A 15,437-nucleotide genomic window follows, 5' to 3' on the forward strand; every position below is an offset into this window, starting at 1 on the left:
GGCGGATGCAGGGAACAGCGGCGCGAGCCCGACCTGGGCACCAGCATCACCATCGACGGAGACGACGTTTACCCCGCGACCCGCAGCGCGGTCACGGCGACGCAGGCATTGCCGAACGGGATCAGTACCACCTGCGCGCCGTTCGGCAGAGCGATCGTCGCGAGTTCACCGAGCGCGCCGCTTTGCCCGTTGAGCTTTGCAAGCTCGGCGGCAACCGTCGAGCAGCTCTCGGTCCGCGGCGTCACCCGCACCAGATTGCCTTCGCAGGCCGATCCAACCGGCGCGGCAAACACGATACCGGCGGCCTGCTGGGCCGTGTTGCCCTGCGGGGCTTGATTGCCCTGCGGGACCTGGTTGCCCTGGTTCGGTGCGAGCGAGACCAGCGACTGTACCGAATGCGAATTGCCGGCCTTGGCGTCCCACTGCGACTGCGCGGTGTAGTTGGAGTTCATCGCGAGACCGCGGCCGAGCGTCCCGAACAGATTGGCGCAGGTCACGATGTTGCCCTGCCGCGCGTGCTCCTCGAACACGGTCGGCTGCTGTCCCGCCTGCTGCGGCTGAACGGTTGCCGCTGTAGGGGGTGGCGTCTGCGCGTCCGGCGCACGCGACTTGTGAGGCTGCGGCTTGGCAGCGGCGGCGGGCTTCTTGGCCGGAGCCGGTGCAGCCGGCTGCAACGGTACCGGCTGCGCCTGCTGCGCGTAGACCACGACGCCGGCGGCACCGAGCGCGGCCACGACGACCGCAACAAAGATCAATCCAAGGGTGCGCCGCATCGACCATTCTTCCTTTTCACTTCGCACTTCAGTCTCGAGCCGGATGCCGGAATTCCACATCCGCATGTCCGACCTCGCTTCATTTGAGTTTCGCCAGCACGCCGGACAGTCCGTCCAGCGGCGCCTCCAGCGTGATCGGCCCGCTTTGCGGAAGCGGATAGGACACGAGGCACGGCGTCGCCGCGCGGATGTGCCGCTTCAGCACGTTGCCAATCGCGACCGTGGCGAAGCAGAAATTGGCGTCGCAGCGATCGGTCTGCGCGACGATGCGATCGGGACTGTCACCCATCGCGAGCTCGATCTGCGCGCCGACCCCGGCGGCCGCGGGGATCCGCATCGCCATCAGCGGCTTGCCGTCGGCGGTCGCAATCAGCGACCAGTTGAAGGCGACCGCGCCCTGCGCGTTGACGATCGTCTGCGTGACATTGCAGACCCGGCGCTTCGATTTCAGGCTCTCGTCGCAGATCAGGGTCCAGTTCTTGAACGGCTGGATCATCCGCCTGAACTCGCCAAGCGTCTCGCCTTCCGGCACCATGACGTCCGACGGCTTCACCGTGTAGGCGGACGGCGGCGCAGGCTGCGCGGACGCGCTTGCCGCCTCCGCGAGCCAGATCACCAAAGCCAGACACGCCAGCCGCCTCGTCGACGTCAGGGTCAATTGAGCGTCAGACTCACGCCGGCGCTGACGCCCCATTCGCTTCCGGCGGTGGTCGCGGCCGCGTTGGTGCGCAGCCGGCCGTTCTCGCTGGTGTAGCCGATGCCGAAGGCGAGCGCGCCCTGACTGCGCCAGACGCCGCCGCCGGCCGATGCGCTGATCTTGCCGGGCCGGTCGTCATAGCGCAGCGATGCCGCCGCCATGCCGATCGCCGCCGCGCGCCAGGCGTCCTGCCGCACCTCGCCGATCTGGCCGTTGAGCTGCTGGAACGCGCTGTTGAGCTGGTTGACGTTGACCGCATCGGTGCCGGCGACGCCCGCCGCCACGTTGCTGATGGTCACCGGCCCGCTGCTGCCGCTGTTCAGCGTCACCCTGTTGGTGGTGTTGCCGGCGGCATCGGTGTCGTAGCGGATCGAGCTCGACGCAACCGCCTGCAGCTGGCTCACATTGACCGCGTCGGTCGCGGCCGAGCCCGCGGCGACGTTGGTGACGCGGCGTTCGGCGCCAGACGAGCCGACCGACACTTCGCCGGTCGCAACCCCGGCGACGCTCTTGCCAACAACAGGCGTGTAGGCCGCATCGCTGAGATTGGCCGTGGTGGTCGAGTTCGCGCCGAGCGCCATCGAGTTGGCCGCCGTTGCCTTGGCGCCGGCGCCGATCGCGACCGAATTGTCGGCCGAGGCGGCGGAGCCGTTGCCCATCGAGATCGCGTTGGCACCGCTTGCGACCGATTGCGGTCCGATCGCGACGCTCTGCGCACCGGTCGCGATGGAATCCGCCGCCGTCGAATTGGCGTGGAAATACTTGATGCCACCGCCGCCGCCGCTGATGTTGTTGACGGTGTTGTAGAGATTGCTGAGCGACACATTGGTGGCCCACAGCTGTGAGCCGTTGATCGCGTCCGTCGAGGTTGCGGTGATCTGGCCCGCGGCGACGTTGGTGATGGTGCGCTCCGCACCGGCGCTGCCGACGCTGACAGTCGACGTCGGATTAGTGCCGGCGAAATTGTAGGTGGTGCCGGCGATCGTGGTGCTGGCGGTCTTGACCACCGTGGAGGTGGTCGAATTGGCGCCGAGCGCAACGTCGCCGGCCTGCGCCGTCGCCTTGGCATTCGGACCGAGCGCGACACTGGTCGGGTTGGTGGTCTGGGATCCGGCACCGATCGACACCGACTGGATGCCGCTCGCCTGCGCATTGGTTCCGAACGCGATCGAATCGGCGAAGTTGGACACCGAATTCTGACCGATCGCGATGCCGCCGGGCGCGGTCTGCGCCACGGTGGCGCCAAATCCCATGCCGATGCCGTTGTCGCCATTGACCACGGTCTGCGGTCCCACCGCGACCGAGTTGTTGCCGACCGCGAGCGAGTCGGCCAGCGTCGAGTTGGCGTGGAAGTATTTCGTCGTCGTGGTCGCAAACGATGTCAGCGCGCCCGTCAGCTGCCGCACGGTGACGGCGTCGCTCGACTGGGTGCCGTCGGCCACGTTGGTGATCTGCCGATAGCTCGTCGCATTGCCGACCGACACCGCGCCGAGCAGCGTGAGATCGGTGGTGTTGTAGGGAATGATGGTGCCGCCGATGGTGCCGGAAGCCGGCGCCAGCGCGCGGTTGGAGATCGAGCCCGAGCCGATCGCGACGCCGTCGGCGACAGTGGCCTGGGTGTTGAAGCCGAGCGCGGTGGAATTCGCCGCCGTCGCCGACGCGGCGACGCCCGCTGCCATCGAGTTGACGCCGGTCGCGCCGTTGTTGTTGTAGTTGGCCTTCTGGGTGCCGCCGTCGTTGACGCCGTAATAATGCGTCAGGCCGTTGCTGACCACGGTCGACAGGCTGTCGATCGCCGAGGTGGCGGCAAACAGCTGCGAGCCGTTGATCGCGTCGGTCGAGCCGTTGCTGATCCGGCCCGCGGCGACATTGGTGATAGTGCGCTCGTTGCCGACCGTGCCGACGCTGACCGTCGAGAGCGGGTTGGTGCCGGCGAAAGCGTAGTTGGTGGTGCCGATCGTGATGCCCGACGTGCGGACCACCGTTGCCGTCACCGAACCCGAGCCGAGGGCGACGTCGCCGGCTTGCGCACCAGCATTCGCGAGCGCTCCGAGCGCGATCGAATTGGCCTGGCTGGCCGTCGCGGACGTACCGCCGGCAAAGGAGCTGACGCCCGATGCCGTCGCATTGGCGCCGACGGCGGTGGATGCGGAGCCTGACGCGGTGGTCTGAGTGCCGAGAGCAATCGAATCGCGACCGGATGCCTTCGGACCGCCGCCGAAGGCGTCGCCGATCGCGATGGCGCCATCATTCGTGGCCTGCCCGGCACCGACGGCAATCGCCCCGGTCAGTGGCTGATTGCTGAGCGACGCGGCGAGCGCGCCCGAACCGAGTGCGGTGTCGGATGATGCCCGTGCCGCGGCGCCGGTGCCGACCGCAACACTGCTGGTGCCGGCGGCACTCGCACTGACGCCGGCCGCGAGCGCGTTGGCGCCGGTGGCTCCGGCGTTGTTGTAGTTGGTGTCCGTTCCCGGCGTCGTGCTGTTGACGCTGTAGTCGTGGATCGCGCCGGCGGCGATCTGGCCCGAGAGCGTATTGGCGACGCTGTAGAGCTGCGAGCCGTTGATCGCATCGGTCGAGGTCTGCGTGACCCGGCCTGCCGCCACGTTGGTGATGGTGCGCTCGGCGCCGAGCGCGCCGACGCTGATCGTGGACCCGGGCGTGGTGCCGGCGAAGTTCCCATACGTGATGCCGTTGACGATGGCATTCGGTGTGTTGATGGCGGCGGAGGTGACGCTGCCGGAGCCGAGCGCGACCGCGCCGGCATTGCCGGCAGTCGCGCCGTTGCCGATCGACACCGCGTTGGTGGCACTCGCGTTCGACACCGGTCCGATCGCAACCGAGTCGGTCCCCGTCGCAGAGGAATCGGCCAGCGTCGAGTTGGCGTGGAAATACTTGATGCCGCCGCCATTGTTGATGTTGTTGACAATGGTGCCGAGGCCGTCGACGGCCTGGTTGGTGGCCCAGAGCTGCGAGCCGTTGATCGCATCGGTCGAGGAGTTGCTGATCCGGCCCGCCGCGACATTGGTGATGGTGCGCTCGGCGCCGAGCGCGCCGACGCTGACCGTCGAGGTCGGCGTGGTGCCGGCGAAGCTGTAGGTGGTGCCGTTGATCACCGTGTTCGGCGTGTTGACCGCGACGGCGGTGACGCTGCCGGAGCCGAGCGCGACCGAGCCGGCATTGCCGGCAGTCGCGCCGTTGCCGATCGACACCGCGTTGGTGGCAGTCGCGTTCGACACCGGTCCGATCGCAACCGAGTTGGTCCCCGCCGCGGAGGAATCGGCCAGCGTCGAGTTGGCGTGGAAATACTTGATGCCGCCGCCATTGTTGATGTTGTTGACGGTGGTGCCGAGACTGTCGACCGCCTGGTTGGTGGCCCAGAGCTGCGAGCCGTTGATCGCATCGGTCGAGGAGTTGCTGATCCGGCCCGCCGCGACATTGGTGATGGTGCGCTCGGCGCCGAGCGCGCCGACGCTGACGGTCGAGGACGCCGTCGGGCCGGCAAAGCTGTAGGTGGTGCCGTTGATCACCGTGTTCGGCGTGCCGACGGCGACGGCGGTGACGCTGCCGGAGCCGAGCGCAACCGAGCCGGCATTGCTGGCGGTCGCACCGGCGCCGAACGCAATCGCGTTCGCGGCCGAGGCGTTGGCCTGGCTACCCAATGCGATGGCGCTCACGCCGTTGGCGATGTTGCGGTCACCGATCGCCACCGCGCCCTGGCCGGTGACGGTGTTCTGATAACCGATGCCGACCGCGCCTTGCGCCGCCGTGCCGGGTGTGCCCACGGCCTGGCCGCCGCCGCCCACCATGTTGGTGTTGCCCATCGCGACCGTGCCGTCGCCGGTCGCGGTGTTGTTGAGGCCGCTTGCGATCGCGCCGTTGCCGGTCGCGATGCTGGGATCGCCGAGCGCCACAGCGCCGTTGCCGTTGGCGACGTTACCGGCGCCGATCGAGACCGCCTGCCCGCCCGTCGCGGTGGTGTTGGTGCCGATGGCGACGGCATTGGCGGAATTGGCGAGCGCATTGGTGCCGACGGCGATCGCGCTGGCGGCGCTGGCGGCCGACTGTCCGCCGATCGCGATGGCGTTGTTCGCCGACGCATTGGCGCCGGCCGTCGCGTTGCCGCCGATCGCAAGCGAGCCTACGCCCGAGGCGATCACCCGCGTCGCCACCGTGGTCCCGCCGGAGCCAAGTGCGGTCGCGTAAGTGCCGCTTGCTTGCGCCTGGGTGCCGAGGGCGGAGGCATTCCCGCCTGATGCGGACGCCCCGACGCCGACAGCGGCAGCAGAGACGCCGGTGGAGCTCGCATTGTTGCCGACCGCAATGCCGCCGGTCGCAGCGCTGCCGACGATCGCGCCGGAGCCGACTGCAACCGCACCTCCGGTCGCCTGCGCCTGCGCCTGGTTACCTACGGCGACGGCGAAATCGGCCGACGCGCTGGAGAGGTTGCCAGCCGCCAACGAACTGGTGCCGGACGCGGTGGACTGGATGCCGAAGGCGGCGGCGTTGGAGCCGCTCGCATTGGCGAGGTATCCCATGGATGCGGCCCCAACAGCGGAGGCTTTCGCGCCGTTGCCGACTGCGGTGGCCTGGTTTGCCGTAGCCGCGGCCGATGTTCCGAACGCGCTGGCACCAGTCCCCGTTGCAGATGAGCTCGGGCCGACGCTGGTCGACCACGGACCCGTCGCGGTGGAACCGGTGCCGAGCGCAACGGCCTCGTACGTGAAGCCGGCGGGCGCGGTCCCGCTTGCATTGGCATTCACGCCGATGGCAATCGGAGAGCCGCCGCCCGTCCCGGCGATTGCCTTGGCGCCGGACCCCAGGGCCATGGCTGCACCGTTTGATGATGACGCAGCGGCGCCCAATCCCAACGCCATCACGCCGGTGCCGGTCGCGCTGGAGCCGTTGCCGATGGCGGTCGCGCCTGCGCCGTTCGCGGTGGTGTTGACGCCGAAGGCACTCGATCCGTCCCCGTTGGCGTGCGCGTTGCCACCGACGGCAAGGGCATTGGTGCCGACCGCGTTCGCAAAGACACCCATGCCGATCGCATTGAGGCCATTCACGGAGTTGGCGTAGCCCACGATGATCGAACCGTCGCCGGTTGCGGTGTTGGAATCGCCGATCGCGAGGGAGTTCTGGCCCTTCGCGTTGGTGCCGGTGCCAATGGCGGTCGAGCTGGCACCGGAGGCGTTGGCGCCGCAACCCATTGCAGTGCTGCCGGCGGTTGCCGCGGTGGGACTAGTGCAGTTGGCCGGGTTGCTCAAAACCCCGTTGCCGATGGCAACCTGCGCGAACGCCCCTTGCGGGGACATCATTGTGATCGCCGCAAGCGCTGCGCCCGCACCCAGCGACCCGAGCCCGAGCCGATCGCGCTTCATGCCGAGCGTCCGATGCGCCAGACGCAGCACGGCGAGCAACCGGCGCCGCAGCGAGCGGCTGTCCGCATCACCAGACGCAACCCAGCTCCGGACGAAGCCGGTGCGGCCTTGACGCTTCAGCGATGCGGTCGGAGTCTGTGCGGCAGACATAGTGCGCCCCTTTGATGACATCTGGTCCAGACGTCGGGGGTGCCGTGCCACAGCAGACCGAATGCGGTCCCATCGGACACGCATATGGAGACATCATGAGCGCGCGATCCGCGCCCGTCTTCCGGTCCTGGCGAACGATGTGTCGAACTCAACGAGCGCATCTTGCCACCCAGCGCTCGCTCGACTGCCCCACCAATTTGCCCCGAGTCGTCATAACGGAAAATGATAGACACATATTTGACAACGTCACTCAGCAGGCCGTCCAAATAGATGGCAGATCGTCTCACAAGTTGAACGATCATTAAGACACACGGTGCGCGGACGTGTCATATGAATCCCACCGTGCACTGCACACGCCACGCGTCCACGCCTGCGCCATTGGATGATTCGAGCGGGAGCTCAACTTGCGCTTGATGTGCGACGCGCGTGTTCGCGCATCTCGCGAGGGCTGACGCCGAATTCGCGCCGAAACGCGCGCGTGAAATCGGACGCCAGCTTGAAGCCATGGCGATAGGCGACTTCCTGCACCTGCCGGTCGGGACTGCCGACGAGTTCGGCATACGCAGCGTGCAGACGCTTGCGCATGATGTAGCCGGCGACGCCGCCGACGCTTTCGAATGCCCGGTATAAGTTTGATCGCGAGATTTTCAACTTTTGCGCGACTCGATCCGGCGTCAGATCGAAGTCGCCGAGATGCGTCTCTATATAAAGACGCGCACGCTCGAACAGCACCGACTCGATCGCGCCGCGCGCTTGCTCCAACCGATCCGAGGACAGCTGAATGCAGGCGGCGATCATCTGCGCAGTCGCCCGTCCCGCCTGCCGCAACTCCTCCGGGGACATCAGGATCAGGCGCGTCTCGAGTCGGTCGAGGTAGTCGGTCAACAGTTCGATCAGATTGCCCGAAAGGAGGACGTTGCTGAGCTCGCCAAGCTGCTCCGCCACGCCTGCGAACGACCTGCGCGGCAAAGCCATCAGCAGCCCATCATAGTTCGTGATGCTGCCGCGGAAATCGTCATCGAGAGAGATCAGGAACAACGCGCCTGGTCCGGCATGAATCCGCCGCTCCGCGGTTTCGAACCGGGCTTCGCCGGCGCGCACCCGGAACAGCCACCAGATATCGACCGGCGTACCCTGCGACGGCTGGGTCGCGCGCGCGAATGTTTGCGCGGCAAATCGGCCTGACGTGAAGACGACATCGGCCATGTTGCAGGTCAGATATTCTACCTCGAAGCCTTGCGCAGGACTGTGACCTTCGGGCGGCGCAACGTCGACCAGCGAGGCCATGCGCGTCTTCCAGACCTCGAACTGCTCCGACGGCGGATAGGGCCGTGTCGTGAAAAGCCGCGGCGGCGCCGGGGCTATGTCCCTGATGTCTCGGGGTTCGCGTGGCAAGGGAACTTGTTCCAGGAGCTTCGCTGCGCTCACCGGCGTGTTGTCGTCTTGTTGCATGTACTTTCGTCCCCCGCTGTCGCAAACGACGAACGTCGTCTCAACGAGGGGGCATTCCCAAGGTTGCGTCGCCGGCCTCTGGCGGGCCGGCAATTTTCTGGCGGACAAGGAAGCAGCATTTTCTGGATGCGGACATCACCCGCTTATGCCGGCCGCTCCTGATAGGGCCGACGGTTCCTGCGGCAGTCGTGCTCACACATGGCATTCATCATTGTCGCGTCATTGCATTGTCGCGTCACAGCCGATCCGGCTCGGAAGCTCCCGTCACCGAACCGATTTGACTGATCTAGACAACAATCTGCGTGAGAACCAGAGGGGGGACGACGTGCGTCGTGCGGAAATTCAAAATTGCCTTCACGCGATGCGATAGGGCAACGCATCGTCGGGGACTGTTCGGAAAATTTTCTCGATCTCCGCGCCGAGACGAAACGAACGTCATATGCGAGACGCGATCTAAGCACGGTACATGACACATCGAGAATCCCGCGCACGGGTTCCTCGGCGACCGCGACCAAGGACATTTGCCTGATCATGTGGCATCTCACCAGGTGCAACGTGAATGCAATCCATGCGGACGGCACACGTGAGCTGCACGAGGCGCACATGTTGTCGCACGTTGCGGCATTCTCATCTGAACGTCGAGATGACGAAGGTCACAACGGCTCATCACGTTGCGAAGAACTTTCGTGCTGGACACACGACGCGCGGAAGCAGGGACGCCTCAAGAAGGAGCCCCGCCGTGCGGCGGGGCTCCTGCTCGGGCATCGTGTTTCCGATCCGAATATCCTATTTCCGATCGGAGTTTTGCGCCGGCGTCTGCGTGCTCTGGCCTGCGCCGGACGATGGCGGATTGCTGCTCTGGTTAGGTTGGCTGGACTGCTTGTCCCGGCCGGCGCCTGGCTGGTTGGCGCTGCCCTGACCAACGGTGGACTGGCTCCGCGGCGCAGCCTGTCCTGTCGTATTGTGCTCCGGGGCCTGCTGTTGAGCGGATGGCTCATTTCCGGTCCGGCCGGATGATGACTGGCTCTGCGGCGAGTTCACCTGTCCCGTCGTTTGTCCATCCCGCGTTTGCCCGGTCGTGCTCTGCCCGGCGGGCTGCTGCCGTGCGCCGCCCCGGCCGACTGTCGACGGCTCTCGCCCCGCACCCTGGCCGATCCGGTCCGACAGGCCCAATGCGGCAACCGTGCGCGTGTCGACGCTTCCGCTGGTCGCGATGCCCTCCCGGCGCTGGAACGTGATCAACGCCTCGCGGGTCCGCGTCCCCATGACACCGTCAGCCTCGCCGACCAGCAGGCCGCGGTCGATCAGCACCTGCTGCACCTCGCGAATCTCTAGAGGATTGAGGTCCATCATCGCATAGCTATCGCTGCTGCTGCGATGGTGGCTGAAGCGCGTCCGCGGTCCGACCGGGACCACGTCGACGACCCGGCGATCCCGATCGAGGAACACGACTTCATCCTCGACGACGAAGAAGCTGTCGTCGCGATAATACGGGAACGCATCGATCAGCACCGGGAAGGCGGCGACCGACACGACGTTGAACCTCCGGGGCACCACCACGCCCGGATTGACCGCGAAGTTGATCGCGTTGACGTTCACGCGCGGCGCGTTGCGTGCCGACAGCACGGAGCGCTGGATCGTGCTTTGCTGTTGCGCGGTCACCGTGCGCCCGGCCTCGGTCTGGACCGCAGCATTCGATTGGGTCTGAGCACTTGTACGGGCTTGTCCCTGGGCCTGACCGGTGGTCTGTCCGGAATTGATCTGTCCGGACTTGGCACCGGAGTTAACCTGGCCCTGCGTCGTGCCGGATTGCTGGGTGGCCGCGCCCGTGGTCTGGCCGGCTCTGGTGTTCTGGCCAGCCGGTGTGCTCTTGCCGGTTGTCGTGCTCTGGCCGGTCGTTGCGCTCGCGCCCTTGCCTTGCCCCGTCGCCTGGCCCGTGGTGGTGCCCTGACTGCGGTTCGCGGTGTTGGCGCGGTTCTCCTGCTGCTGGCTCTGCCGCGTTGTCGCGTTGCTGCGTTCGCGGGATTCGGATCGGCCCATCTGCTCGCGCCCGTTTCGGCCCTGGCCGATGGTCTGCTCCTGCCGGCCCTGAGCGCGCGCGCCCTGCCGATCGCCTCTCTCCTGCAACCGGCCGCTTTCGCGGGCTTGCCCGGTGGTCTGACCCTGCACGCGTTCGCCGCGTCCGGCTGCGCCGCCGCTGATCCGACCTTCAGCGCGGCCACCTTCTCTTGCGCCCGCGCCTTCTCTTGCGCCCGCGCCCTGGCCGACCGTCATGCCTTCACTTCGCGACGCACCGGGACTTCCATGCATTGCGCCGCCGGCATGTCCGCCTGATGATCCTGCGGACGGTCCGTGTTCGCTAGCACCGGCTCCGGCACCCGCGCCGCCCGCACCACCACTCATGCCGCCGCCTGCACCTTCGCGCATGCCTTGCGCCGATGCGAGACTGACGCCGGCGAACAGGATGGCTGTCGTCAGCAGCAATTTGCTCTTCATGTTTCGGTTCTGCATTGCCGATTCCTCCTGAAATTTGGCGGCCATTCGCTGCGCGAAAGTTTGATGCCGATTGGCGCTCGCTCCTGGCGCTCGCCCCGCTGCGGCCGCTTTCCAACAAAGCCCGGTGAGATGGCGGCACAGGCGTGCACGCTCTTCACCGGTGAACCTGCCTTGTGAAAGAAGCAGCGTCGCCGCCCGTGCCGTTCCTAGACAGAAGCGCGACGCGACATTTCGCACCGGGGAACTGCGACAGGATCCCGCTCAAGGAACCGGTTGTTGCGTTCGCGCAGGCGCGCGGCGATTGGCAACCATTGCTCCCTGCCCCCGTTGACACCAGGGCAATGACATCCCGAGGAGGATCACATGAGGAAGACAGCCCTGGTTCTTGCAACAGTCGGCGGGCTTGGGGCGAGCGCAATCGCGGCTCCCGCACCCGCCGAAGCACGCGGAGGGTTCGGTCCGGCGCTCGCAGGCGGATTGATCGCGGGCGCGGTGGTCGGCGGCCTCGCATCGTCAGCCTATGGCTGGGGTCCCGGCTACGGCTACGGTTATGGCTATCCCGGCTATGGCTATGACTACGCGCCCGCCTATTACGCGCCCGGTTACGCTTACGACTACGGCTATGACACGCCGTATCGCTGGGGCGGCGGATACACCACGACATATTATAGCGGATACAGCCCGGCCTATTACGGCTACCGCTATCGTCACGTGGTGCGACCGGCATACGCCTACTACGGCGGCCCCTACCACCGCTGGCATCATCGCTGGCATCGTTGGTGAGACCGGGTAGAAGCTCGCCGAATTGCGCGGGCATGGCACATGCCCGTGCCGGTTCGCCTGGCATGATGCTGGCGCCGTCAGCGGCAGTAACATCGCAGCCGACGACATCGTGAGCCTGCGTGCTCGGAACCATTCGGGTTGCCGATCAGCCTCGAACAGGCTTGTTCCGAACCAAGCGCCGGAACCCGCTAGTTTTACCATCGACGAAAGTCTCAATAAATGGACCGCGCCGCCATCGTAGATTTGTAACCATCTTGCCAATCGTTATCGCGCAAAAGTCGCGGACGGCCTTCACGCAACCTTTTGCAAACTCCACACTGCCTACGTCGCCGGATATTTGATTGGTAGTGGGGACGAGGAGATGGTTGGACCGCGGCCCAATATTTCGATGCGGCTCGGGGCCACGATCAGGGAACTGCATTCTGGCGTCGAGACTGATCCCGCCGTTGCGTTGGCCGGGACAAGTTCTGAGGTCGAGCGCCTGCGCGGCGTGATTGCACGCCTGATGCACACGGCGGCGCATGACCAGCTGACCGGGCTCCCGACGCGCAGCCTGCTGCTCGAACGGCTGGATCGTGAACTGGCGCGCGAGGCCGATGACGGTGCGCGGGTCGCGGTGCTGTTCGTCGATCTCGACAACTTCAAGCTCGTCAACGATTCGCTCGGCCATAGCAGCGGCGACAAGGTGCTGACCGAGATGGCCCGGCGCATCGTTGCATGTCTTGAACCGGACGATACCGCGAGCCGGTTCGGCGGCGACGAGATGGTCGTCCTGCATCCGCGTGCCTCGGATTCTTCTGGCGCAGCGCTCGGCAGGCGGATCCTCGCCGCGCTGGCCGAGCCGATCCTGCTCTCCGGCAAGGAAGTCGTGGTCTCGGCAAGCGTGGGGCTTGCGCATTGCAAGCCCGGCACGAAGTGCGCCGAGCAATTGCTGCGCGAGGCGGACACCGCCCTCTACGCCGCAAAGGTCCGTGGCCGGGCGCGACTGGCGGAGTTCAACGACGAACTGCATGCGCGCGCCGAGAAGCGCGTCCAGATCGAATCCGATCTGCGGGCGGCGCTCCGGGAATCACAGCTGTTTGTCGAGTATCAACCGCAGGTCCGCCTCAAGGATGGATGCGTCGTGGGTGTCGAGGCGCTGGTGCGCTGGCGGCATCCCGAACGCGGCATCATCTCGCCTGCCGACTTCATTCCCGTCGCCGAGGAATGCGGGCTCATCGTCAAGATCGGACGGCAGGTGCTGCAGGAATCCTGTCGCCAGCTCGCCGAGTGGACGAGGCAGATGCCGGGCTGCCGGCTCGCCATGACCGTCAACGTGTCGCCGCGTGAGATCGCGGAGCCGACCTTCATCGAGGAGCTCCGCCAGGTTCTCGCCACGACCAACGTCGATCCGACCGCCCTGTGCCTCGAAATCACCGAAAGCGTCATGATGAGCGCGCCGGAGGAGGTCGTCCAGGTCCTCGATCAGATCCGGCAGCTTGGCGTGTTTGTCGCGATTGACGATTTCGGGACCGAGCACTCGTCGCTGTCGCGCCTGCGCGACATGCCGGCCGAAGTCCTGAAGATCGACCGCAGCTTCATCGACGGTCTCAGCAGCGAGCCAGGCGATACCGCGATCGTGTCATCGATCCTGAGCCTCGCCTACGCGATGGGCAAGCACACCATCGCCGAGGGCGTGGAGAGGAGCGAGCAGGCCGCCATGCTGCTGCGCATGGGCTGCGACGTCGCCCAAGGCTATTTCTTCTCGCGGCCGGTTGCGGCCGAACAGATCGCGCCGATGCTGACCAAGGCACTCTGGCATCCAAGTTCGGGACGCTCGCTGCACGCCGCGCAGCCCGTCGAAGGACCGGTGCGGCGCGGCCATCACTATTTCATCGATGAGTTTCTCGATCACATCGGGGCGCCGATGGGCACCAAGGCGACGGTCTCGCGATGATGGACCTCGTCATTGGTCTCGGCAATCTGGCGATCGGGCTGGCCTATGCAGGCCTTGGGGTGTTGTCGGCCTGGGAAACGGTCAGCCTGCATCGTTACCGCGGCTGGTCCCGCTTCGGCATCGGATTTTCGATGATGGCTGCGAGCTGCGGCCCGCATCATCTGGTGCACGGCTTTCAGGTGCTGCGTGGCGAGAGCGTGTCCTGGTCGATGCTCGCCGTCACGCTGCTCGGGCTGCCGGCGGGACTGACATTCGTGTTCCTGCGGTTCGAGACGGTGTTGGGCGGCCAGGGCGAGCGATTGATCGCGCTCTCGCCGCACCGCGCGATGTTGCTGGTCGGCGGGTTCGCGATCACCGCGGGCTGGCTCTCGGCCTGGGCGATGGCCCAGCCCGGTGCATACGTGCCGTTCCTTTGCACGTCGGCCGAGCTTGCCGCGCGCGTGACGACGCCGGGCAGCTGGATCGACGTTGCGTCAGCCACGTTCTTTGCCAATGTGTTCGTGACCGTGACCTACGGCCTGGTCGGCTGGTATCTGGGTGACCATCAGGTGCGCCGCTATCTTGCGACCGGCGTGTGGTCGCTGTCTGGAGCTGCCCTGGCGGGCGTGTTCTTCAGCTGCGCCCTGATCCACCTGATCGATGCCACGACCCACGGCAGCGGCTCGATGCTCGTGTTCGACCTGATCGGCATTCCCGCCTCGGTGTATTTCCTGTGGGTCGTCGAGCAGCTGCACAGCGACTCCGTGCTGGACTGGAATCGGCGTCCGCTGGTCGGCGCCGCGGCCGCGCCGGCACGGCCCTCACCCTGGAGCGGCGGCGGCGTGCCGCACTGAGCGGCCGCGATCTTTTGGCGATAGGTCGTCGTTGGGTTGGCGCGAGATCAGTCACGCGCGCCGGGTTCGGGCCGACGCGAATCGTCTGCAGGCGTCATCACCACGACGAACAGCATGTTGATCAGCACCCAGATCGAAAGCAGGCTCAGCGCGGTGTGCACAGTGATTTCCAATGGAACGGGAGGCGCCGATCGGTCGACGCGATGCCACGGCGTATCAGCACCAGAGCCGAAATTCGACGCGTAGTAGCGCGGGGCGTAATTCTACGGGACATCACCGGACGACGAACGGGCTGAAGATTTGCATCAAGCAAGCCACCGCATTCGCGATCACTGCGCCCGGCGGCACAAGCCCCCGCAGCCAGACGTCGCGAGAATGCAGACCCGTGATTCACCGGTCGCTCAACAAGCGCGGTGTCGTCCCGGCGCAGGCCGGGACCCATAACCACCGATGCCCATTGTTGAACGATGCTGGAACGACAAGTCCCGTTCACAACACCGGCCGCGGAGTATGGGTCCCTGCTCCCGTGCGCAATTGCGGGCGATCCAGCCGCGGCTTCTCGGCTCAAGCACTGCTGTCTCTGGAATACTGGATCACCCGCTTTCGCGGGTGATGACACTGAACAAGGTGTTTGACGGGTCGAAGTGAAAACCGGTCGCCTCGCTATTGTGAAGCGTGGCTTGCCGAGCCGTAGCTCGCGGCCAAAGGCCGCCTACGCCCGTTGGGCTTCGGCCGTCGTCCGTCTTCGCTTTCACTTCGTTCAAGCTACGCCGGACACGCTTCGCTGGCGGTCTCCGGCGTGGCTGCGCCACGCGAAGCCCGTCGCATGGTGATGTGAAGCGTGGCTTGCCGAGCCGAAGCTCGCGGCCAACGGCCCGGCTCCGCCCGTTGGGCTTCGGCGTGGCATCCTTCTCTCGCTTCGCGAGCGAAGGATGGTGG

Annotated in this window: 8 protein-coding genes; 3 read left to right on the plus strand and 5 right to left on the minus strand. The window is 66.3% G+C overall.

What is annotated here, in order from left to right; genetic code table 11:
* Window positions 1-68: 68 nt before the first annotated feature.
* The 5 genes from QMZ05_RS29675 to QMZ05_RS29695 form a co-directional block, all read right to left on the minus strand.
* The gene (locus QMZ05_RS29675; protein WP_353703982.1) at window positions 69-773 is read right to left on the minus strand and encodes a hypothetical protein; all 705 of its coding nucleotides are present in this window, start codon (window positions 771-773) and stop codon (window positions 69-71) included.
* Between the two features lie 79 nt (window positions 774-852).
* Complete coding sequence (locus tag QMZ05_RS29680; protein WP_353703983.1) at window positions 853-1,431, minus strand: invasion associated locus B family protein; 579 nt, start codon at window positions 1,429-1,431, stop codon at window positions 853-855.
* Window positions 1,428-6,998, minus strand: a complete 5,571-nt coding sequence (locus QMZ05_RS29685) for a calcium-binding protein (RefSeq protein ID WP_353703984.1) — start codon at window positions 6,996-6,998, stop codon at window positions 1,428-1,430. The genes QMZ05_RS29680 and QMZ05_RS29685 overlap by 4 nt, the downstream gene beginning before the upstream one ends.
* Before the next feature lie 399 nt (window positions 6,999-7,397).
* The gene (locus QMZ05_RS29690) at window positions 7,398-8,099 is read right to left on the minus strand and encodes a helix-turn-helix domain-containing protein (RefSeq protein WP_353703985.1); all 702 of its coding nucleotides are present in this window, start codon (window positions 8,097-8,099) and stop codon (window positions 7,398-7,400) included.
* A 1,137-nt stretch (window positions 8,100-9,236) separates the two neighbouring features.
* Window positions 9,237-10,961 (minus strand): peptidoglycan-binding protein, encoded by a 1,725-nt coding sequence (locus QMZ05_RS29695; protein ID WP_353703986.1) that lies wholly within the window; start codon window positions 10,959-10,961, stop codon window positions 9,237-9,239.
* 348 nt (window positions 10,962-11,309) lie between these two features.
* Between QMZ05_RS29695 and QMZ05_RS29700 the strand changes: the two genes are divergently transcribed.
* The 3 genes from QMZ05_RS29700 (at window position 11,310) to QMZ05_RS29710 (ending at window position 14,498) form a co-directional block, all read left to right on the plus strand.
* On the plus strand, window positions 11,310-11,729 hold the full coding sequence (locus QMZ05_RS29700; RefSeq protein ID WP_353703987.1) for a hypothetical protein: 420 nt from the start codon (window positions 11,310-11,312) through the stop codon (window positions 11,727-11,729).
* A gap of 361 nt (window positions 11,730-12,090) precedes the next feature.
* Window positions 12,091-13,665 carry an EAL domain-containing protein gene (locus QMZ05_RS29705; RefSeq protein WP_353703988.1) on the plus strand — a complete coding sequence of 525 codons (1,575 nt, stop codon included), beginning with the start codon at window positions 12,091-12,093 and terminating at the stop codon, window positions 13,663-13,665.
* The gene (locus QMZ05_RS29710) at window positions 13,662-14,498 is read left to right on the plus strand and encodes a hypothetical protein (protein ID WP_353703989.1); all 837 of its coding nucleotides are present in this window, start codon (window positions 13,662-13,664) and stop codon (window positions 14,496-14,498) included. Before QMZ05_RS29705 ends, QMZ05_RS29710 begins: the two co-directional genes overlap by 4 nt.
* Window positions 14,499-15,437 lie beyond the last annotated feature (939 nt).

The organism is Bradyrhizobium sp. INPA03-11B (assembly GCF_040446015.1).
GTDB classification, from domain to species: domain Bacteria; phylum Pseudomonadota; class Alphaproteobacteria; order Rhizobiales; family Xanthobacteraceae; genus Bradyrhizobium; species Bradyrhizobium macuxiense_A.